An 18,354-nucleotide genomic window follows, 5' to 3' on the forward strand; every position below is an offset into this window, starting at 1 on the left:
CCTTAGCTGACGACGGTGACGGGCACGGAAGAGCTCATCACGAGGTTCGATGTGGAACTGCCGAAGAACCGTTTGGCGAAGCCGCCCTCGGAGGTCCGTGCGACGATGATCTGCGCGGCGCCCTGATCGTTCGAGATGGCGATCAGCGTGTCCGACACGTCGCCGTGCCGCACCAGGCCGGTCGCCTTGATCCCCGCATCGGTCATCTGCTTGACCGCCGGGTTGACGATACGCTGCATCGCGGTGTCGATCTCCTGCTCGCGGCGCTTGTGACGCTCCGCATTCTCCTCGGCGGTCTGGAACGAAAAGGGCGACCATTCCACAACGTAGGAAATGATCAGCTCGCAATCCCCGATCAGCTCGGCCAGGTGGCGCGCATGTTCCAGCGCCCTCTCGCCGGAGGCGTGACCATCGAGGCCCACTACCAGTTTTGTCGTCATTATCCTGTCTCCTCGTTTTTATCTGATGCGCCGCTATGGGCGAGCGACCTCACGCGGGATTGTCCGTTCGCGCAGCATCGGGCGGCAAAAACGGCGCATGTGTCAATTCGTAGCAGGTTTTTGATGGATGCAATCATGAATCGTGATGCGCGCCTTGCGTGAGGCGCCAAAATGGCCAAGTGGACAGCCGCGTCCAAATTGCCTACCGCTGTGCCAAACAGCGAAGAGGGGCAGCGCCATGCCAAAGATCCAGCCGTTCGCAATTGGGGGGCACAGCATCGCGCCCGGAACGCGGACCACTGTGGATATCCCGGTCAGCACTCTGTCGGATCACACGCCGGTCAACCTCTCGGCGCATGTCGTGCACGGGCGCAAACCGGGGCCGGTCATGTTCGTCTCGGCGGCCATACACGGCGACGAGGTGATCGGGGTCGAAATCGTGCGCCGCCTGCTGCGTGCCGCGCCGCTGCGCTCGCTCTCGGGCACACTTCTGGCGGTGCCGATCGTCAACACATACGGATTTCTGAACAACGCGCGCTATCTGCCCGACCGGCGCGATCTGAACCGCTGCTTCCCGGGCGGCTCCGAAGGCTCGATGGCCTCGCGGCTGGCGGATATCTTCATGCGCGAGATCGTGCAGCGCGCTCAGATCGGGATCGATCTGCATTCCGCCGCGATCCATCGCACCAACCTGCCGCAAATCCGCCTGACACCGGGCAACGAGCGCCTTGCCGCGCTGGGCCGGGCCTTTGGCGCGCCAGTGATGCTGAACTCCAAGCTGCGGGACGGATCGTTGCGGATGGCCGCCGAAGAGTTGGGCGTTGACGTGCTGCTCTACGAGGGCGGCGAGGGATTGCGCTTTGACGAATTGGCGGCGCGCTCGGGGTTGGCGGGGATCCTGCGGGTGATGCAGTCGCTGGGCATGATCGCGCAAAAGGGCGTGCCGCGCCCGCGCAATGCCACGGTGATGTGCAGCAACTCACGCTGGTTTCGTGCGCCCGCGGGCGGTCTCTTTCGCGGCTATCGGGCCATTGGCGACGCGGTCGAGGCGGGCACCGTGCTGGGCGCGATCGCCGATCCCTTTGGCGAGGCCGAGGCCGAAGTGATCTGCGACGAGGCCGGTATCGTCATCGGGCGCAGCAACATGCCGGTGGTCTACGAGGGCGAGGCGCTGTTTCACGTCGCCAGCACACCTCGCGGCGATTTCGCGGCAGACGGGGTGACGGCCCAGATGGACGCGGCGCCGCTCTTTGACGAGGACGAAATCCTCTAGCGCGTCGCGTCGCGGTTTTGCGGCAGTAAGAAAATGGACACGATCAGCAGGCTGAAAATCAGCTCGTAGACCTCCCATTTACGGTCGGCATCCAGCACGGCGATGATGATGCTGGCGATCAGCGCAATCGCCGCATGCTTGAGCCACGGAACCGGCACGGCCATACGGTCAGCCAGCCGCGCGATACGCCCGCCCTTAGGGTAGATCAGCGGCAGACCCACAAGATAAAGCAGGATGCAGATCGTCAGCACGGGACCAAAAAGCGATTTTGTAAGGTGCACGTCGCCGACCATCAGATTGTGAAGGTTCGTCTCGTCCTGCTTGTTATTCTCGAGAAAGAACTCGCCCGATTCCCAACCGATGATACGCTGACCCCACGAGATTTCCTCGCCTGCGGCCATGAAGAACATGAGGCCGTAGACCGCCGTCAAAACCGCCGCACCGCGCCGGCCCTGACCCCAGAGCGACGCGGCGTGCCGTGCCATGACGATGCTGGCGATCAACAGAAAAAGGGCTGTGCCGTATTCGACCAGCCCATCTTCCTTGGCGAAGACCAACGTGAAATAGTCGGGCGATGTCAGCGCCAGAATGACGGTTGCGATCAGCGTGGCGATGATCACCGCCATCAATCCTGCGTCAAATTTGCGAAGCATACTCATGGCGCGCGCCTTTCGGGTCAGCCGGGAATGGGCGGACGCCTGATGGCGCCGTGTTGCACTGGAAATAGGCGAGCCGGGCAAACGCATCAAGGCGAAAGGAAGGAGCGCCGCGCGATGCGCGCCATCTGGGCCAAATCGCGCCACACGGCCAAAGCGCGCCACACGGCCAAAGCGCGCCGCGTGCCGTCACGTCACCTGCCCGGGGAAGGCCGAAGTATGCAACTGCATACACTTGCAATCGCGCCGCGCATGAATAAGGGTAGCGAAATTGCAGTTTGCGCGAGGGCAAAGACAGCCAAGCGTTCCGGCTCCAAGATGGCCGGGTCGGGCGTCAGGCCGGAAAAGTGCGCGCATCGCCCGCAAACTGCAACCGAGGGGGGAATAAACATGGACATGACATGCATAGTATAATCCGCGTCATCGACGGGCTGAACGAGGTGGTCGGGCGCATCGTCGCGGTTGTTGCCATCCTGTTCGCCAGCATCATCATCTACGACGTCATCATGCGCTATGCCTTCAGCGAGCCGACGCGCTGGGCTTTTGACGTGTCCAAGCAGCTTTTCGGCTTCTACTTCGTGTTGCTGGGTGGCTATGCGTTGCGCCACAAGGCGCATGTCCGCGTTGACATCGTAACCGAAAATTTTAGCCGGGGCTGGCAACGCATCATTGATGTGCTGGGCTACCTGATCTTCTTCTTTCCCTTCACCTATATGTTCACCGTGCTGTCGTGGAATTTCGCCATGACCTCGCTCGGCCAGCGCGAAGTCACCTACGGCGCGATCCAGATGCCGGTTTATCCGCTCAAGATCTCGATGGCTGTCGCGGCGGGCCTGCTGTTGCTGCAAGGCATCTGCGAGGTGCTCAAGATCATCCTCGATGTCGACACCACGTCCGAGGAGGCCATCTGATGGATCCGCAACTGATCGCACTTCTCATGTTTGGCCTGCTTCTGACGGGCCTGTTCATGGGGCATCCGCTGGCTTTCGTGCTGGGCGGGACGGCCGTTCTGACCGCCGTCATCACAGGCAAGACCATGGTGCTGGGCATCGTGATCAACCGCGTTTTCGGGGACGTGCTGGACAATTACACGCTGATTGCCATCCCCCTCTTTGTCCTCATGGCCAGATTCCTGTCGGATTCAGGGGTTACCGACCGCATGTTCGAGGCGCTGCGCCTCTTGCTCAGCAATGTGCGAGGCGGCCTCGCACTGGCCGTGGTCTTCATCTCGATCCTTCTGGCGGCAACGACCGGCATTATCGGCGCGTCGATCACCGTAATGGGTGTCATGGCCCTGCGTCCTATGCTGCAATATGGCTACGCGCCCACGCTGACCACCGGCGTCATCGCGGCCTCTGGCTGCCTCGGGATCCTCATTCCTCCGTCGATCATGCTGATCCTGATGGCCAGCTACTCGCCCCTGACGGTGGGTGATCTCTTTGCCGGCTCGATGATCCCTGGCGTCCTTCTGGGCCTCAGCTATGCGGTCTATGTCTACATCATCTCGGTCGTGCGACCGGATCTGGCACCCTCGGTGCAGCAGGATGAAAAGATCAGCCGCGGCGCACTGGCCCGTATGCTGGTGGTCGAGGCGATGCCGCCTCTCGTGCTGATCTTCGGCATCCTCGGCTCGCTTCTGGCGGGGATCGCCACGGCAACCGAGGCGTCAGCCATCGGCGCAGGCCTGGCCCTTTTGATCGTCATCATCCGCAAGAAATTCGCGTGGCGCACGTTCTACTCGGCCATGCTCGAGACAGGCCGCACCTCGGCGATGATCCTCTTTATCGTCGTCGGCGCCACGGCCTTTACGGGGGTTTTCAACATCACCGGCGGACTGCGCGCCACGCAGGAAATCATCCGCAGCCTCGATATGGAGCCCTGGATGCTGATCACGATGATGATGTTCATCGTCTTCATCCTGGGCGCGTTCTTGGACTGGACCGGCATCGTGCTGCTGTCCTTCCCGATCTTCCTGCCCATCGTACAGGAGATGGAAGGCGTCAGCCTGCTGTGGTTCGTCGTCCTGATGGCCGTCGTCCTGCAGACGTCGTTCCTGACGCCGCCCTTCGGATACGCCCTCTTCTACTTACGCGCCATCGCACCCAAAGAGGTGCGCACCGGCCACATCATTCGCGGCGTCCTGCCCTTTATCGGGCTGATCGTTGCGATGTGCATCCTCGTCGCCGTCTTCCCGCCTCTGGTGGAATGGCTGCCGAGCGCACTCTACGGCAAATAATGCTTAACTATAGGGAGAAGCTAACATGAAGAAACTCACCATTCTGGCCGCAGCGGCCAGCGCGACCCTCGCCGGGCAGGCGATGGCGCAGGAAACGTGGCAGATGACCACCACCTGGCCGTCCTCGCTCGAGCTGATCGAGACGGACAAGAAATTCGTCGAGCTGGCGAACAAGCTGACCGCCGGCGAGCTGAACATCGAGTTCTTCGAAGGCGGATCGCTGGTCCCCGCGGGCGAAGTCTTTGGCGCCGTCGAATCGGGCGTCGTGCAGGCGGGCGGCGATTGGCCGGGCTACTGGGCCGGCCGTGACGCGGCCTTCTCGGCGCTGGCGACCACGCCGTCGCTCTTCAACGCGGTCGACTACGCCAACTGGATCCACGAGTGGGGCGGCGCGCAGATCTACAACGACGTCTATGGCCAGTTCGGCATGGTCTATCTGCCCTACGGCCTGACCAACAACGAATCGGGCTTCCGCACGAACGAGCCGATCACATCGCTCGAAGACCTGCAGGGCAAGCGCCTGCGCCTTTCCGGCCTCGAGCAGGGCATGCTGCTGGAACAGCTGGGCGGCAACCAGGTGTCGATGTCTGGCGGCGAGATCTATCAGTCGCTCGAGCGCGGCGTGATCGACGGCGCCGAATTCTCGACCCCGAACGTGGACTGGTCCGCGGGCTTCCAGCAGGTCACCGAATATTGGGCGACCCCCGGCTGGCACCAGTCGGCATCCGTCTTTGGCGTGATGATCAACAAGGCAGCCTGGGACGCGCTGAGCGAAGAGACCCGCGAGAAACTGCAGATCGCGGCAGACGCCACGATGATGTGGTCGCTGGCCTTCACCGAAAAGCGCGCGACCGAGGCCTACGCCAAGTTCGACGAGGCGGTCACGATCAACCGCTACGACGACGAGACGCTGGAGAAGGTGCAGCTGATGGCCAATGACGTGATCGTCAAGGTTGCCTGCGAGAACCCCAACTCGGCCAAGGTCTATGTGTCGATGCTGGAATACCTGAACGACTACGCCCAGTGGCGTGACGCGTCGGCCCCCTTCAACCTGGGCCGGACACCGAACGGCCCGGACGTGCAGGCGATCAAGGATTGCATGTAAGTTCTAGGCGATTAGTTTGAGAGATTGGGAGCCCCTGCCGAAAGGCGGGGGCTTTTTTGATGTAAGCTCATTGCCAAACGTGTTCAAGGAGCACGTATGCCCCTGAATGCAATATGGTCATGAACGGGATATTTGCCCCGCAGATTTCTGCGAAGGCCGCTTCATCATCCTGAATGTCAGCTGTGCGGACGAAACAGACCTTCGCTGCGGGCCTGTCGATGTCCGGTTTGGTGACCCGATCAACAAGATATGGTTTTTGGAACGCCTTTGTAACACGGGCGTTTGCGGGGGAATCTGCTGGTGCATAAACAAGTGAAAAAAGTAATCTCTTTGCTTCATAGCCCTTTTATCGCCAATTTCTGCTCCTAATAGACATCGAGTTATATGGAGCTTTCTGATGTCCAACCGCCCCTCAGCTTCAACGGTTTCGTTGTTCACGCGTCGCTTCATGTATGGGATCGCGATAATTTGTGGCATCAACTATCTTATACGCTTATTTTCGATATCGGTCCTTGGTATTTCCCAATGGTATCCAGACAGTTGGAGACAGATGACGGTCGATGAAGCTGCGTTCTTGGAAGCGCTGGCATGGTTCGAATTCGGTGTGGTGACTGTGTTGATCTTGATTATTTCCTCGTCATGTCTGGTTTTTATATACCTCCGAGAGTCCGTAAAATTCCTTGTTGGAGGACGGCCCAATATGACCATGAATGCCACCAGCTTTTGGACGATGCTGGGATTGCTGGCAATTGTTGGCGGGTTTTCTACGACGATATCGTCGGGACCCGACGCCTTGGTTGGAACGCGTGCCGCCGGGCTAGGATATCCTGTCATAATGTTTCTTGGAACATTTTTGACGGCTGCTACTGCGGCAGTGATTTTTGCTTACGTTGTGGAGCCTCAAAAAATGCAGGCTGGTTTCGACCAACGTGACAAAGGCCAACGACCGAGCTAGTCCGCGGCCCGACCAATCAACAATAACCACCTTCAAAACCCAAATAGTAACGTTTTTGGATGCCTACTGTAAGCCGACATTGATGCAACCCGCAGCATTTGTCATTCTGGGCTCAAAGCGGTAGTTCACCCTTAAATTATGGCGACCTACACGGTCGCGGTTATAACCCTATTTGTTAGCTTGCTTGCTCGTGAACCACCCTTATGTCGTTGATCGACCTGCGGCACCCCCCCCCCAACAAAAAACCCCCCGCAGCATCCGCTCCGGGGGGTTCTTCAATTCACTCGTGTTGGTCGAAACCGGCGCTGGTATGACTTACATCATCCCTTCGCGCTGGGCTTTCTTCCGTGCCAGTTTACGGGCACGGCGGATAGCCTCGGCCTTTTCGCGCGCTTTTTTCTCGGAGGGCTTCTCGAAATGTTGCTTGAGCTTCATTTCCCGAAACACGCCTTCGCGCTGCAGTTTCTTCTTCAGGGCGCGGAGCGCCTGATCGACATTGTTGTCGCGAACACTAACCTGCATGTGGTGTCACCACCTTCCTAAGTTGAGTTGCAAGATTGCAGGAAGCGCGTCTATAGCAACTCGCGCCCTATATGTCTAGTGTGGACCCCAAGCAGGAGAGACCCATGCAGAACAGCGAAATCATTGCCCGGATGCTGGACGCCGCCGCCGCCCACGTGCCCTTCGACGGGTGGAGCCATGCGGCCTTCGTCGCCAGTGCCAAGGACGCCGGGATCGCGCCTGCGATGGCCCGCGCTGCCTTGCCGCGCGGTGCCGTGGATCTGGCATTGGCCTATCACGAGGCGGGCGATCGGGCCATGCTGGACCGGATCGAGGCCGAGGATATGGGCGAGATGCGCTTTACCGATCGCGTCAAATCCGCCGTGCGTTGGCGCATCGAGGCGGGCGACCGCGAGATGGTACGCCGGGGCAGCACGCTATTTGCGTTGCCGCAGCACGCCGCCGATGGCACGCGCGCGATCTGGGGCACCGCGGACCGGATCTGGACCGCTTTGGGTGACACGTCGGACGATTACAACTGGTACACCAAGCGCGCGACCCTCTCGGGTGTCTATGGCTCGACTGTTCTCTATTGGCTGGGCGATGACAGCCTGGAAAACGCCGCGACATGGGAATTCCTCGATCGCCGTATCGACGATGTCATGCAGATCGAGAAGTTGAAGGCCAAGGCCAATGACAGCAAGATCGCCAGTGCGCTCATGGCCGGCCCGATGAAGATCCTCAGCTATGTGCGCGCGCCCGCCGGGCAGGCGGAAATGCCGGGCCGCTGGACCAAAGAATGAAGGACGCACCCATGACCGAGCAGATGCAGGCGATCGAGATCAAAACCCCCGGCGGTCCCGAGGCGCTGACCATGGCACAGCGCCCGGTGCCGCAGGTGCGCCCCGGCGAGGTGCTGATCCGTGTCGCCTATGCGGGCGTCAACCGCCCTGACGTCATGCAGCGGCAGGGCAATTACGCGCCGCCCCCGGACGCCAGCGATCTGCCGGGGCTGGAGGCCTCGGGCGAAATCGTGGCCTTGGGTGACGGCGTCACTCAATGGGCCATTGGCGACAAGGTTTGCGCCTTGCTGCCAGGCGGCGGCTATGCCGAGTATGTGCGCACCCCGGCCGCCCATTGCCTGCCCATCCCCGAGGGTCTGAGCATGCCCGAAGCGGCCTGCCTGCCCGAGAATTACTTCACTGTCTGGACCAACGTCTTCATGCGCGGCGCGCTGGAGGCGGGCGAGCGTTTCCTGGTCCATGGCGGCTCGTCCGGCATCGGCACGACGGCAATCCAGCTGGCCCACGTCATGGGCGCGCGCGTTTTCGCGACCGCCGGCAGCGCCGGGAAATGCGCCAAATGCGAAGAGTTGGGGGCGGAGCGTGCCATCAACTATCGCGACGAGGATTTCGTTGAGATCCTCAAGGCCGAAGGCGGCGCGAACCTGATCCTCGACATGGTCGGCGGTGATTACATCCCCCGCAACGTGCGCGCGCTGGCCGATGACGGGCGGTTGGTGCAGATCGCCTTTCTGGGCGGTCCCAAGGCCGAGTTGAACTTTGCCCAAGTCATGGTGCGCCGCCTCACGATCACCGGCAGCACCTTGCGCCCGCAAAGCGATCTGGCCAAAGCCGGCATCGCCGAGGCGCTGCGCGCCAAGGTCTGGCCCCTGTTGGATGCGGGCCGCGTGGGGGTTGTCATGGATAGCGAATTCGCGCTGGCCGACGCATCCAAGGCGCATGCGCGCATGGAAAGTAGCGAACATATCGGCAAGATCGTTCTGAAGGTCGCCTGAGATGGCGCTTGGCGCGGTGCAGATCGCCGTTCTCGCGCTTGGCGCGCTCAGCATCGGCCTTAGCGCCTGGTCGATCCGCCGCGATGTGCCTCTTGCGTGGGATTGGGCTGTGCCGGCCCCCGTGAGGCGGGCCGGGCCGCCGGTGTTCGAGACCGTGCTGGATCATGTGCCCGAGACCGGCATCGCACATTCCCCGGCGATCATCCTGAACGAAGGAGGCATGAGCGTTCTGTGGTTTGCGGGCTCGCAGGAGGCGCAGGCGGACGTGGATGTTGTCGGCGTGGATATCGGGACGGACGGTACCGTCTCGCCCGTCACGCCGCGTTTGACCAGCGCCGCTCTGGCCGATGTGTTCGAGCCGCGCCAACTGGTCGTGACGCTGGGCAATACCATCCAGCGGGACGGGGCGGAGGACAAGCTCTATACCACGGCTGTCTCGGTCGGCGGATGGGCCATGGCCTCGGTTGCCGAGGTCGCGATGGGGCCGGATGGCCCGCGCCACGCGCGCAAGCTCAACCTCTCGCCGCTGCTCAATCGCTCGTTTCTGGTGAAGTCGCCGATGGTGGGCTATGCGGATGGCAGATACGCCCTGCCGGCCTATTTCGAGATGGGCAGCACGTATGGCGCGCTCGTGCGGCTGGACGGGCAGGGGCGCGTGCGCGACATGCGCCGGATGGCCGGGCCGATGAAGGCGATCCAGCCGATGATCGTCCCGCTGGACAGCTCCCGCGCCGTGGCCTTCTTACGCAATTTCGACAGTGGCTCGCGGCACTTGCTGATCAGTCGCACCGATGATGGCGGTCGCACCTGGGACACGGTGCGTGAGACGGACATGCCGAACCCGAGCGCGCCGGTGGCCGCGCTGGGGATCGGAGAGGGTGCGATCCTGATGGCGGTAAATGACGATGCCGGCGATGGCGGCATCCTGAACCTCGTCCTTAGCGAGGATGGTGGCGAGACATGGCGCCATCTGCGCACGCTTGAAGAGGGCGGCGGCGACGCGCGCTATCCCATGATGCGCGCGCTGCCGGATGGGCGCATCGCGCTGGTCTACAGTGTGAGGGGCAAGAAGGGCATCCGCGCGTATGTGTTCAACCTCGCTTGGGCGCTGGGCGCATGACCGGAGTGCTGACGATCCTCTGGCTAGCCTCGCTTCTGGGCTGGCTGATCTGGCTGGTCCTCGGGATCGGGATGCCAGCGCATCTGGCCGTGCCCTTGGGCCTTGGTCTGGGCGTGCTGATCACGGTCGTCTTGCGCGACACGCTCCCGCTGCGCGGCATGGTCGCGCTGCTGGGGCCGGTAGGTGCGGTTCTGCCGCTGCTGATCCTGCGCCAGATGGCATCGGATCTGGGAGCGCCTGTGCAGCCCTTCGGCACCTTGCCGCTGGTGATCTTTCTTGCGGTCTATATCGCCTTTCTGGCCGCGGCGATGGGGGCGCTGCCGGTCGATCTTTATCGGTTCGGGTATGCGCCGCTCCCCGTTGCGGTGATCGCGCTGGCGCTTTGCGCATATGGGCTGGGGCAGGGGATGATCTTTGTGCCGCTCCTGGCCGTCACAGGGCAGGCCATGTGGGCACTCGGCTGGGGCAGCAGCAATTATTTCGACCATATCCTGCACCCGGCCATGGTGCCGGCGGTGGGCATCGTCCTGGTGTTGCGTCTGCTCTGAGCGCGGCCGGGGGGCCTTGCCCCCGACCTTCAATTCCGATGGGAATTGAAGGTCTCCCCCAGGATATTTTCGGCAAGAAGAAACACGGCGTCTAGGCGTCCCTCAGCTCTGCCTCAAGTGCCTCGCCGGCGGCGGCGCGAGCGCTGGAGGCGGCGGCAATAAGCGCGTAGGCTGCGGGCGTCAGGAAAAGGGTAAAGGCAGCGGCAAGGCCAAGGCCGCCGAAGATGACCCAGCCGATGGCGGCGCGCGCCTCGGCACCCGGACCGGAGCCTAGGATCAGCGGCAGGCCCGCCATCACCGTGCAGATGAGCGTCATCGAGATGGGGCGCAGACGCACGCGGGCAGCCTCAAGCGCGGCCTCGCTGGCCGATGCGCCCTTGTCGCGCAGCTGATCCGCGAATTCGACCAGAAGGATCCCGTTCTTGGCCATGACGCCGACCAGCATCAGCACGCCGATCTGGCTGTAGATATTGATGGTCGTGCCGGTGAGCAGAAGGGCATAGATCGCGGCGCAGATGCCGAAGGGCACGGTCGTCATCACCACCAGCGCGCTGGTCAGACTCTCGAACTGGGCGAGCAGCACGAGGAAAACGACGATTAATGCGATGACGTAAGTGGCGGTCAAGGCGCTGGAGGTTTCATCCAGCGACGCGGCCTCGCCGAGGAAGATGAGGCCGATCTCGCCCGGAAGCTCTTCGGCGGCGAGGGCCCGCACATCGTCGATGATGCCGCGCAGGGGTGTGTCGGGCGAGACCGAGGCATCCAGCTCGATCGCGCGGCGCTGGGCGTGGCGGTCCAGCTCGGCGGCGACGCCGTTCTCTTCCAGCGATACAAGCTGGCTGAGCGGGACGAGATCGCCCGCATCGCTGCGAACGTAGAGGTTCATCAGGTCCGCGGGATCGCGCACGGCGCCTGCGCTGGATTGCAGGATGATCGGCACGGCCTCGTCCTGGATGGTCAGCTCGGCGATCTCGTCCTCGTCGATCAGCGCGCGCAGCGTGGTCGAGAGCGTCTCCATTTCGACGCCCAGATCCGAGGCGCGCGCGCGGTCGACCAGCACGTTGAGTTGCGGTTGCGTCGCCTGATACTGGACGCGGATATCCGACAGGCCCGCCACATCCCGCAGCGCCTGCGAAAAACTGTCCGCCGCCTCCGCGATCTCAGGATAGCTGGGCCCGGTCAGCGCGATGCTGAGCCCCCCCGCCGAGCCGCGCAGCCCAAGGCTGTTGCTGCTGAAGGCGCGGCCCTGCGCACCGGCAAGACCGCTGAGCTGGGGGGTGATCTCGGCCTCGATCTCGGCCTGGCTGATGGTCCTCTCGCTCCATGGCGCGAGGCGCAGGCCGATGGAGCCGCGATTGAGGTCATAGCGCCCGGTGATGGAATAGAGGCTGCTGGCGGCGCCGGACTCGACAAAGGGCTGCATCATCGCCTCGACCCGCTCGACCTGTGCGTCGGTATAATCAAGTCCGGTGCCGTCCGGGCCCTGAATCCAGACGTTGATCTCGCCGCGATCCTCGTCCGGCAGAAGCTCCTCGCCAAGCTGGCCATAGACCAGCGCAGCCGAGCCCGCAATCAATGAGGCCGCGACCAGCGTCACAAGCGGCGCGCGCACCATCGGCCCGATCAGTGCCATGTAACCGCGCGAGAGCCAGCCGCCCAAGCGCGCCAGCGGGCCGGTGCCGCCGCCCATATCGGCCGTAAGCGAGGCCAGCATGGGGCACATGGTAAGCGCCACGAAGGAAGAAATCGCCACCGTGATCGCCAGAACGAAACCGAATTCGGTGAAAAGACGGCCCGCGTCGCTGGGCAGGAACGAGATGGGCACGAAGACCGCGATCAGCGTCGCGGTCGTGGCGATCACGGCAAAGAACACCTCGCGCGCGCCGATGGCGGCGGCAGCGCGGCGGCCCAGCCCCTCTTGCCGTTTGCGCTGGATATTCTCGGTCACGACAATGGCGTCATCGACGACGAGGCCGGTCGCCAGCACCAGCGACAAAAGCGTGATCAGGTTGACCGAAAAGCCCAGCAGCCAGATCGCGGCCAGCGAGCCGGTGAGGGCGATGGGGATGGTCACGGCCGGGATCAGAACGGTGCGCAGCTTGCCGAAGAAGAGCCAGATGACGCCGATCACGATCAAGAGGGCAAAGGCCAGCGATTTTGCGACCTCGGCGATGGAGCCCTTGATGAAAACCGCGCTGTCGGAGGTGATCTCGAACCCCAGCTCGGGGTAGCGCAGGCGCAGCGCCTCGATGGCGCGGCGCACGTCGTCCGAGATCTGGACAGTGTTCGACTGTGCCTGCCGCACGATGCCGAGGTTCAGCACCATGCGCCCGTCCAGCCGCGCAACACTCTCGGCTGTTGCGAGGCCGAAATAGACATCCGAGACGTCACCGAGACGGATATTCTGCCGGATCTTCAGCTCTTCGATGCGGGCGGGGTCCGTGACGGTTGCGTCGGCGCGCACCAATACCTCGAGCTGGCCCGAGCCGAAGCTGCCCACGGGCACATCGAATTGCGCGGCGCGCAGGGTATCCGCCACCTCGGCGATACTGAGGCCAAAGGCCGCGAGCCGCTCGGGCGCGACCTCGACCCTGAGCACGCGCTGGCGGTCGCCAAAAACGACGACCTCGGCCACGCCCGGAACGGCGGTGAATTCGGGGATGATGCTATCGTCCACGAGGCGGGTCAGCTGATCGATGGGGCGCGCCTCGCTCCAGATGGCGATGTCGAGGATGGGGTCCGCGTCCTGCTCGGACTTGACGACAAAGAGATCTTCGACCCCGTCCGGCAGGCGCGTCTCGATCCGCGCCACGGCCTCGCGCACATCGCTGGCGGCGGTATCCAGATCGCGGCTGGGGCTGAACTCGGCCCGCATGCGGAAATTGCCTTCCTCGGACGACGTTTCGACCGAGGTGACGCCAGCGACGCGCGCCACGGCCCCCTCGACCAGCGACGCCACCTCGGCATCAAGCGTGGTGGGCGAGGCACCGGGATAATTGGCGCGCACGGACACGATGGGGCGGTCTATATCGGGCAGCTCGCGGATCTCGACGCCCCAAAGCGCGCCGATACCGGCGATCACGATCAAGAGGTTCATCACGGCGGCCAGCCACGGGCGCCGCACGCTCAGCGCGCTGATGCCGCCGGTATCCGGCCGCTCACCGCTCATGTCGCGCCGCCCTTGGGGGTGTTGAGAACATCGACGGCGCGGCCGGGACGCATGCGTTGCAGCCCTTCGACCACGACGCTGTCGCCCTCGGCCAGCGGCCCGTCGACGATAACGGACCCGCCCCGGCGGCGCACCAGCCGCACCTCGACGGGCTGGGCCAGCCCGCCTGCATCAATGCGCCAAACCTGAAGCGCGCCGCCCGAGAATTGCAGCGCAAGCTCGGGCAGCATCGGATAGCGGTCGCCCGGAAGGTCCAGCGTCACCGTAAAGGACGCGCCGGGCCGCAGGCGGTCGCCCTCATTGGGAAAGGCGGCGCGCAGGCGCGCGGTGCGCGTTGTGGCGGTGACGCGGCTGTCGATGGCCGTGATCTCTCCGGTCAAGGCTCCGCCGGCGCTGCTGGGGGAGGTGGCGCGCACCTTCATGCCGATCTCGGCGCGGGGCAGCAGCGCCTCGGGCAGGTCGAATTCGACCAGCAGGCGGCTCCGGTCGTCAAAGCTGGCGATCGCCTCGTTCGGTTCGATCCGGTCGCCCTCCTCGATCTCGGCCAGACCGGCGATGCCCTCGAAGGGGGCGCGCAGGACACGGTCGGCCAGATCGGCGCGGGCCTGCTCCAGCTCGATCTCGGCGATGCGAAAGGCCGTCATCGCGTCCTCAAAGCGTTGGGCCGTGGTCACGCCCGTGTCGCGCAGTCCGGTATAGCGCTCCTGCTCGGACTGGGCGCGCTCTTGCCGCGCTTCGGCCAGCGACAGGGCCAGGCGCTGATCCTCGTCCTCTAACCGCATCAAAACATCGCCTTTTGTAAAGCGTTTGCCGGGCGCGATATTAAGCTCGGTCACCTCGCCGCCCGAGGGCGCGCGCAAGGTGACAGACCGCTGAGCGAGGCCGGTGCCCACGGCGGCAAACGAGAGGCTGTCCTCGGCCAAGGCGACCTCGGCCACCAGCACCGGGACGCCGGGCCCGGCGGTGTCGCGGCCGGCCTGCTTCGTGGCGGGCTGCCAAAGGGCGATGATCTGCGTTCGATAGTGCCACGCCCCGGCGGCCACCCCGATCAGGACGGCACTCAGAACGATTTGCTTCCAGATGGGTGTCTTGGACATGAAAATTCCGGTTTGGAAGGGGCTGAGAACGTTGTGTTTCGCTGTTCAAGGATAGCCCACCCGCAGAGCAATTCACCTATTCATTGCACGCCAGACACCATGCACACACGAAAAACGCCGCCAGAAAAGGTCCGGCGGCGTCAAAATCTTGTGAGGGACTGAGGCTTAGGCCGCCAGAGCGCCCTTTGCCTGCTCGACGATCGCGGCGAAGGCTGCGGGCTCGTGCACGGCCAGATCGGCCAGAACCTTGCGGTCCACCTCGACACCGGCCAGCGCCAGACCGTTGATAAAGCGGCTGTATGTCAGCGCCTCGTCATGGCTGCGCACGGCGGCGTTGATCCGCTGGATCCACAGGGCGCGGAAATTGCGCTTGCGGTTCTTGCGGTCGCGTGTCGCGTACTGGTTGGCCTTGTCGACGGCCTGCGCGGCCACCTTGAAGGTGTTCTTGCGGCGGCCATAGTAACCTTTGGCGGCCTTGACGACTTTCTTGTGACGGGCGTGGGTGACGACGCCGCTCTTAACTCTCGACATGCTTGGATCTCCTTAGCGCGCGTAGGGCATCATCGGCTTGATGATCTGCTCATCAGCCTTGGACAGGGTGGTGGTGCCACGGGCATTGCGCAGGAACTTGTTGCTGCGCTTGATCATGCCGTGCTGCTTGCCAGCCTGACCTGCGATCACGCGGCCAGAGGCCGAGATCTTGAACCGCTTCTTGCAGCTCGATTTTGTCTTCATCTTGGGCATTTCCGGCTCCTCATTGGTGGTCGGTCGGACGCGCGACTCGGCATGCCACTCAGGGCCGGACGCGCGGGTGAAGCCCGCCTTTTAGGGGGGATGACGCATCTGTGCAAGGGCAAAGGCGCCCTAGTTCATGAGGCCGCCCACAACGCGGACAAACGCCTTGGGCACATCGGTGATGCTATAGCCCGTCGGCTTGATCGAGACGGCCCATATCACCAGGCATCCCGCCGCGATCAGCACCAACGCGGCGACGCGCGGCGTGCGCCTGTCCGATATGGCCGAGACGATGGCGGGAATCGCGAACACCCCCAGCACGACACCAAGCACAAGGATCTGGTCACTGTTCATCCAAACTCCGCCCGTTTTGATTGCCCTAGCGTAACCTTAGCTTGGATCGGCGGCGTATATCAAACTTTCTTGGCAGGGGGCGACACGCAGGATGTTGGTTGTACCCGGCACGTTGAAGGGCACGCCGGCGGTGACCACGATCTGGTCGTCGGTCGTGGCATAGCCCTGCGCACGCGCCGCGCGCGCGGCGTTGATCACGGCCATCTTGAAGCGGTCGAGCTCGGAGGTCATCACGCAGTTGACGCCCCAGGTCAGCGCCAGGCGCCGCGCGGTGCCGCGCAGCGACGTCATGGCGATAATCGGCACGCGGGGCCGCTCGCGCGCGGTCAAAAGGGCTGTGGTGCCACTTTGCGTGAAACAGCAGATCGCTTTGATGTCCGTCGTCTCTGCGATTTCGCGCGCGGCGGCCACGATGCCGTCGGCCACTGTGGTGCGCGCGGCGACGCGGGAGGATTCGATGATCTGCGTGTAGGTGGGATCGTTCTCGACCTCGCGGGCGACATTGTCCATCGTCGTCACCGCCTCGACCGGATAGCTGCCCGCCGCCGATTCCGCCGAGAGCATGATGGCATCGGCGCCCTCGTAGATCGCGGTTGCAACATCGCTTACTTCGGCGCGGGTGGGCACCGGGCTTTCGATCATCGATTCCAGCATCTGGGTGGCGACGATCACTGGCTTGGCGGCCGCGCGGCAGGCCCGCACGAGGCGCTTTTGGATGGGTGGCACGTTCTGCACCGGCAACTCGACGCCCAGATCGCCGCGCGCTACCATGATGCCGTCGGACGCAGCGAGGATGGCATCGAAACGTTTGACCGCCGACGGTTTTTCTATCTTCGACAGAATCGCCGCGCGGCCCTGCGCCAGATCGCGCGCCTCGGCCACGTCCTCGGGGCGCTGAACAAAGCTGAGCGCCAGCCAGTCAACGCCCAGTTGGCACACGAATTCCAGATCCTTGCGGTCCTTCTCGGAAAGCGCGGCCAAGGGCAGCTCGACATCGGGCACGTTCACACCCTTGCGATTGCTGATCGTGCCGCCGACGATCACCTCGCAGGTCGCGTGGCTGTGGCTGCACTCGGTCACTTTCAGGCGGATCTTGCCGTCATTGACCAAAAGGGAGGCGCCCGGCTCGAGCGCCTGGAAAATCTCGGGATGAGGCAGACAGACGCGGGCGCCATCGCCCTCCGCCTCGTCCAGATCGAGGCGGAAGGACGCGCCTTCCTTCAGCTCTTCCTCGCCATTGGCAAAGACGCCGACGCGCAATTTTGGCCCCTGAAGATCGGCCAGGATGCAGATCGGGCTGTCGAGATCCTTCTCGACCTGCCGGATGATGCGGTGCTTCTCGCGGATCTCGTCATGCTGGCCGTGGCTCATGTTGAGGCGGAACACATCCGCGCCCGCCTCGTGCAGGGCGCGGATCATGTCGTAGGTTTCCGATGCGGGGCCGAGCGTGGCGACGATCTTGACGTTGCGATGGCGTCTCATATGTGAAACTTCCTGTTATCTGCTGCGCCAGACGCGCTAAAAGAGGCCGGGGAGGGTGCCGGCGCTTGCCTGCACCATTGCCATTCTTTTGCGCCGACGCAAAGGGCAGACAGGTTCAAATGGGGAATTTGGGGTGACATATCATCCAGTCGTCATAGACGGGGCGGATCGCGGTGGACGCTGGGCGGTGCTGTGCGATCACGCGTCAAACGAGGTGCCGGATTTCGTGAATGGCGGCTGCCTTGGCGTCGCGCCGGACGATATGGCACGCCACATCGCCTATGATCCGGGCGCCGAGGGCGTCAGCCGCGCGCTGGGCGCGATGCTGGATGGGCCGGCCATCCTGTCGCGCTTTTCGCGGCTTGTGATCGACCCCAATCGGGGCGAGGAGGATCCGACCCTGATCATGCAGCTTTATGACGGCACGATCATTCCCGGCAATCGCGGCATTTCCGATATCGACGCGGGCGAGCGTCTGCGCCGCTGTCATCGCCCCTATCACGATGCGGTCGCGCAAATGGCCGCGGCGCGGCGTGCGCCGGTTCTGGTGTCCGTCCACAGCTTCACGCCGCAGCTGCGCGGCCGCCCGCCGCGCCCGTGGCAGATTGGGGTGCTCTACTCCACCGATACGCGGCTGGCCCGTCCACTGCTGGCGCGCCTTCGCGCCGAGCCGGATCTGAGCGTGGGCGACAATCAGCCCTATACGGGCCACCTGCCCGGAGATACCATCGCCCGGCACGGGATCGAGCATGCACGTCCCAACGTCCTGATCGAGCTGCGCAACGACCTGATCGCGACCGAGGCGCAGCAAAAGGCCTGGGCCGCGCGGCTGGCGCCGATCCTGATCGAAACGCTGGCAGACGCCAACTTGTAGAAAGACTGTCC

Annotated in this window: 19 protein-coding genes; 10 read left to right on the forward strand and 9 right to left on the reverse strand. The window is 63.5% G+C overall.

Annotated features, from left to right (window positions below; all coding sequences use genetic code 11):
- Positions 1 to 2 precede the first annotated feature (2 nt).
- Positions 3 to 440, reverse strand: coding sequence for a universal stress protein (locus BW975_RS04515; protein ID WP_076531332.1), 438 nt, complete (start codon positions 438 to 440; stop codon positions 3 to 5).
- Between the two features lie 238 nt (positions 441 to 678).
- On the opposite strand from BW975_RS04515, the gene BW975_RS04520 reads away from it, so the two are divergent.
- Positions 679 to 1,713: a succinylglutamate desuccinylase/aspartoacylase family protein gene (locus tag BW975_RS04520; protein WP_076531334.1), complete on the forward strand. Its 1,035-nt coding sequence runs from the start codon at positions 679 to 681 to the stop codon at positions 1,711 to 1,713.
- Here the strand turns inward: BW975_RS04520 and BW975_RS04525 are convergent.
- Positions 1,710 to 2,372, reverse strand: coding sequence for a hypothetical protein (locus tag BW975_RS04525; protein ID WP_076531336.1), 663 nt, complete (start codon positions 2,370 to 2,372; stop codon positions 1,710 to 1,712). The two genes, BW975_RS04520 and BW975_RS04525, sit on opposite strands and share 4 nt — an antisense overlap.
- Positions 2,373 to 2,770: 398 nt before the next feature.
- On the opposite strand from BW975_RS04525, the gene BW975_RS04530 reads away from it, so the two are divergent.
- The 4 genes from BW975_RS04530 (at position 2,771) to BW975_RS04550 (ending at position 6,665) form a co-directional block, all read left to right on the forward strand.
- The gene (locus BW975_RS04530; protein WP_076531338.1) at positions 2,771 to 3,280 is read left to right on the forward strand and encodes a TRAP transporter small permease subunit; all 510 of its coding nucleotides are present in this window, start codon (positions 2,771 to 2,773) and stop codon (positions 3,278 to 3,280) included.
- Positions 3,280 to 4,605: a TRAP transporter large permease gene (locus tag BW975_RS04535; protein WP_170846546.1), complete on the forward strand. Its 1,326-nt coding sequence runs from the start codon at positions 3,280 to 3,282 to the stop codon at positions 4,603 to 4,605. The genes BW975_RS04530 and BW975_RS04535 overlap by 1 nt, the downstream gene beginning before the upstream one ends.
- A gap of 25 nt (positions 4,606 to 4,630) precedes the next feature.
- Entirely contained in the window at positions 4,631 to 5,710 is a 1,080-nt protein-coding gene (dctP, locus tag BW975_RS04540) for a TRAP transporter substrate-binding protein DctP (RefSeq protein ID WP_076531340.1), read from the forward strand.
- Positions 5,711 to 6,107: 397 nt separating this feature from the next.
- Positions 6,108 to 6,665 carry a hypothetical protein gene (locus BW975_RS04550; RefSeq protein ID WP_076531344.1) on the forward strand — a complete coding sequence of 186 codons (558 nt, stop codon included), beginning with the start codon at positions 6,108 to 6,110 and terminating at the stop codon, positions 6,663 to 6,665.
- Between the two features lie 315 nt (positions 6,666 to 6,980).
- Here BW975_RS04550 and rpsU read toward each other — a convergent pair whose 3' ends face one another.
- Positions 6,981 to 7,187 (reverse strand): 30S ribosomal protein S21, encoded by a 207-nt coding sequence (rpsU, locus tag BW975_RS04555; RefSeq protein ID WP_007118112.1) that lies wholly within the window; start codon positions 7,185 to 7,187, stop codon positions 6,981 to 6,983.
- A 104-nt stretch (positions 7,188 to 7,291) separates the two neighbouring features.
- Between rpsU and BW975_RS04560 the strand changes: the two genes are divergently transcribed.
- The 4 genes from BW975_RS04560 to BW975_RS04575 are packed head-to-tail and all read left to right on the forward strand — an operon-like array spanning position 7,292 to position 10,632.
- The gene (locus tag BW975_RS04560) at positions 7,292 to 7,969 is read left to right on the forward strand and encodes a COQ9 family protein (protein ID WP_076531346.1); all 678 of its coding nucleotides are present in this window, start codon (positions 7,292 to 7,294) and stop codon (positions 7,967 to 7,969) included.
- An 11-nt stretch (positions 7,970 to 7,980) separates the two neighbouring features.
- Complete coding sequence (locus tag BW975_RS04565) at positions 7,981 to 8,964, forward strand: NAD(P)H-quinone oxidoreductase (RefSeq protein ID WP_076531348.1); 984 nt, start codon at positions 7,981 to 7,983, stop codon at positions 8,962 to 8,964.
- 1 nt (position 8,965) lies between these two features.
- A complete protein-coding gene (locus BW975_RS04570; RefSeq protein ID WP_076531350.1) occupies positions 8,966 to 10,084 on the forward strand; it encodes an exo-alpha-sialidase in 1,119 nt (372 codons plus the stop codon).
- Positions 10,081 to 10,632, forward strand: a complete 552-nt coding sequence (locus BW975_RS04575; protein WP_139194224.1) for a hypothetical protein — start codon at positions 10,081 to 10,083, stop codon at positions 10,630 to 10,632. The genes BW975_RS04570 and BW975_RS04575 overlap by 4 nt, the downstream gene beginning before the upstream one ends.
- A 91-nt stretch (positions 10,633 to 10,723) precedes the next feature.
- Here the strand turns inward: BW975_RS04575 and BW975_RS04580 are convergent, their stop codons facing one another.
- The 6 genes from BW975_RS04580 to pyk form a co-directional block, all read right to left on the reverse strand.
- Positions 10,724 to 13,801 (reverse strand): efflux RND transporter permease subunit, encoded by a 3,078-nt coding sequence (locus tag BW975_RS04580; RefSeq protein ID WP_076531354.1) that lies wholly within the window; start codon positions 13,799 to 13,801, stop codon positions 10,724 to 10,726.
- A complete protein-coding gene (locus BW975_RS04585; protein WP_076531356.1) occupies positions 13,798 to 14,898 on the reverse strand; it encodes an efflux RND transporter periplasmic adaptor subunit in 1,101 nt (366 codons plus the stop codon). The genes BW975_RS04580 and BW975_RS04585 overlap by 4 nt, the downstream gene beginning before the upstream one ends.
- 165 nt (positions 14,899 to 15,063) lie before the next feature.
- Positions 15,064 to 15,429 carry a 50S ribosomal protein L20 gene (gene rplT / locus BW975_RS04590; RefSeq protein WP_076531359.1) on the reverse strand — a complete coding sequence of 122 codons (366 nt, stop codon included), beginning with the start codon at positions 15,427 to 15,429 and terminating at the stop codon, positions 15,064 to 15,066.
- A 12-nt stretch (positions 15,430 to 15,441) separates the two neighbouring features.
- Positions 15,442 to 15,642, reverse strand: coding sequence for a 50S ribosomal protein L35 (gene rpmI, locus BW975_RS04595; RefSeq protein ID WP_076531361.1), 201 nt, complete (start codon positions 15,640 to 15,642; stop codon positions 15,442 to 15,444).
- 120 nt (positions 15,643 to 15,762) lie between these two features.
- Entirely contained in the window at positions 15,763 to 15,987 is a 225-nt protein-coding gene (locus BW975_RS04600; protein WP_076531364.1) for a hypothetical protein, read from the reverse strand.
- A gap of 36 nt (positions 15,988 to 16,023) precedes the next feature.
- Positions 16,024 to 17,469, reverse strand: a complete 1,446-nt coding sequence (gene pyk, locus BW975_RS04605) for a pyruvate kinase (protein ID WP_076531367.1) — start codon at positions 17,467 to 17,469, stop codon at positions 16,024 to 16,026.
- Positions 17,470 to 17,602: 133 nt separating this feature from the next.
- Between pyk and BW975_RS04610 the strand changes: the two genes are divergently transcribed.
- Positions 17,603 to 18,343 (forward strand): N-formylglutamate amidohydrolase, encoded by a 741-nt coding sequence (locus BW975_RS04610; protein ID WP_076533390.1) that lies wholly within the window; start codon positions 17,603 to 17,605, stop codon positions 18,341 to 18,343.
- Positions 18,344 to 18,354 lie beyond the last annotated feature (11 nt).

The sequence above is a fragment of the Roseovarius nanhaiticus genome (assembly GCF_900156535.1).
In the GTDB taxonomy this organism is placed as follows: Bacteria; Pseudomonadota; Alphaproteobacteria; order Rhodobacterales; family Rhodobacteraceae; genus Roseovarius; species Roseovarius nanhaiticus.

Bases quoted from the DNA above. Each gene is read 5' to 3' on its own strand.
- BW975_RS04570 (WP_076531350.1), top strand. From the start codon at position 8,966: ATGGCGCTTGGCGCGGTGCAGATCGCCGTTCTCGCGCTTGGCGCGCTC.
- BW975_RS04530 (WP_076531338.1), top strand. From the start codon at position 2,771: ATGCATAGTATAATCCGCGTCATCGACGGGCTGAACGAGGTGGTCGGG.
- BW975_RS04520 (WP_076531334.1), top strand. From the start codon at position 679: ATGCCAAAGATCCAGCCGTTCGCAATTGGGGGGCACAGCATCGCGCCC.
- BW975_RS04525 (WP_076531336.1), bottom strand. From the start codon at position 2,372: ATGAGTATGCTTCGCAAATTTGACGCAGGATTGATGGCGGTGATCATC.
- BW975_RS04560 (WP_076531346.1), top strand. From the start codon at position 7,292: ATGCAGAACAGCGAAATCATTGCCCGGATGCTGGACGCCGCCGCCGCC.
- BW975_RS04585 (WP_076531356.1), bottom strand. From the start codon at position 14,898: ATGTCCAAGACACCCATCTGGAAGCAAATCGTTCTGAGTGCCGTCCTG.
- rplT (WP_076531359.1), bottom strand. From the start codon at position 15,429: ATGTCGAGAGTTAAGAGCGGCGTCGTCACCCACGCCCGTCACAAGAAA.
- BW975_RS04550 (WP_076531344.1), top strand. From the start codon at position 6,108: ATGTCCAACCGCCCCTCAGCTTCAACGGTTTCGTTGTTCACGCGTCGC.
- BW975_RS04600 (WP_076531364.1), bottom strand. From the start codon at position 15,987: ATGAACAGTGACCAGATCCTTGTGCTTGGTGTCGTGCTGGGGGTGTTC.
- BW975_RS04535 (WP_170846546.1), top strand. From the start codon at position 3,280: ATGGATCCGCAACTGATCGCACTTCTCATGTTTGGCCTGCTTCTGACG.
- BW975_RS04565 (WP_076531348.1), top strand. From the start codon at position 7,981: ATGACCGAGCAGATGCAGGCGATCGAGATCAAAACCCCCGGCGGTCCC.
- BW975_RS04580 (WP_076531354.1), bottom strand. From the start codon at position 13,801: ATGAGCGGTGAGCGGCCGGATACCGGCGGCATCAGCGCGCTGAGCGTG.
- rpmI (WP_076531361.1), bottom strand. From the start codon at position 15,642: ATGCCCAAGATGAAGACAAAATCGAGCTGCAAGAAGCGGTTCAAGATC.
- dctP (WP_076531340.1), top strand. From the start codon at position 4,631: ATGAAGAAACTCACCATTCTGGCCGCAGCGGCCAGCGCGACCCTCGCC.
- rpsU (WP_007118112.1), bottom strand. From the start codon at position 7,187: ATGCAGGTTAGTGTTCGCGACAACAATGTCGATCAGGCGCTCCGCGCC.
- pyk (WP_076531367.1), bottom strand. From the start codon at position 17,469: ATGAGACGCCATCGCAACGTCAAGATCGTCGCCACGCTCGGCCCCGCA.
- BW975_RS04575 (WP_139194224.1), top strand. From the start codon at position 10,081: ATGACCGGAGTGCTGACGATCCTCTGGCTAGCCTCGCTTCTGGGCTGG.
- BW975_RS04515 (WP_076531332.1), bottom strand. From the start codon at position 440: ATGACGACAAAACTGGTAGTGGGCCTCGATGGTCACGCCTCCGGCGAG.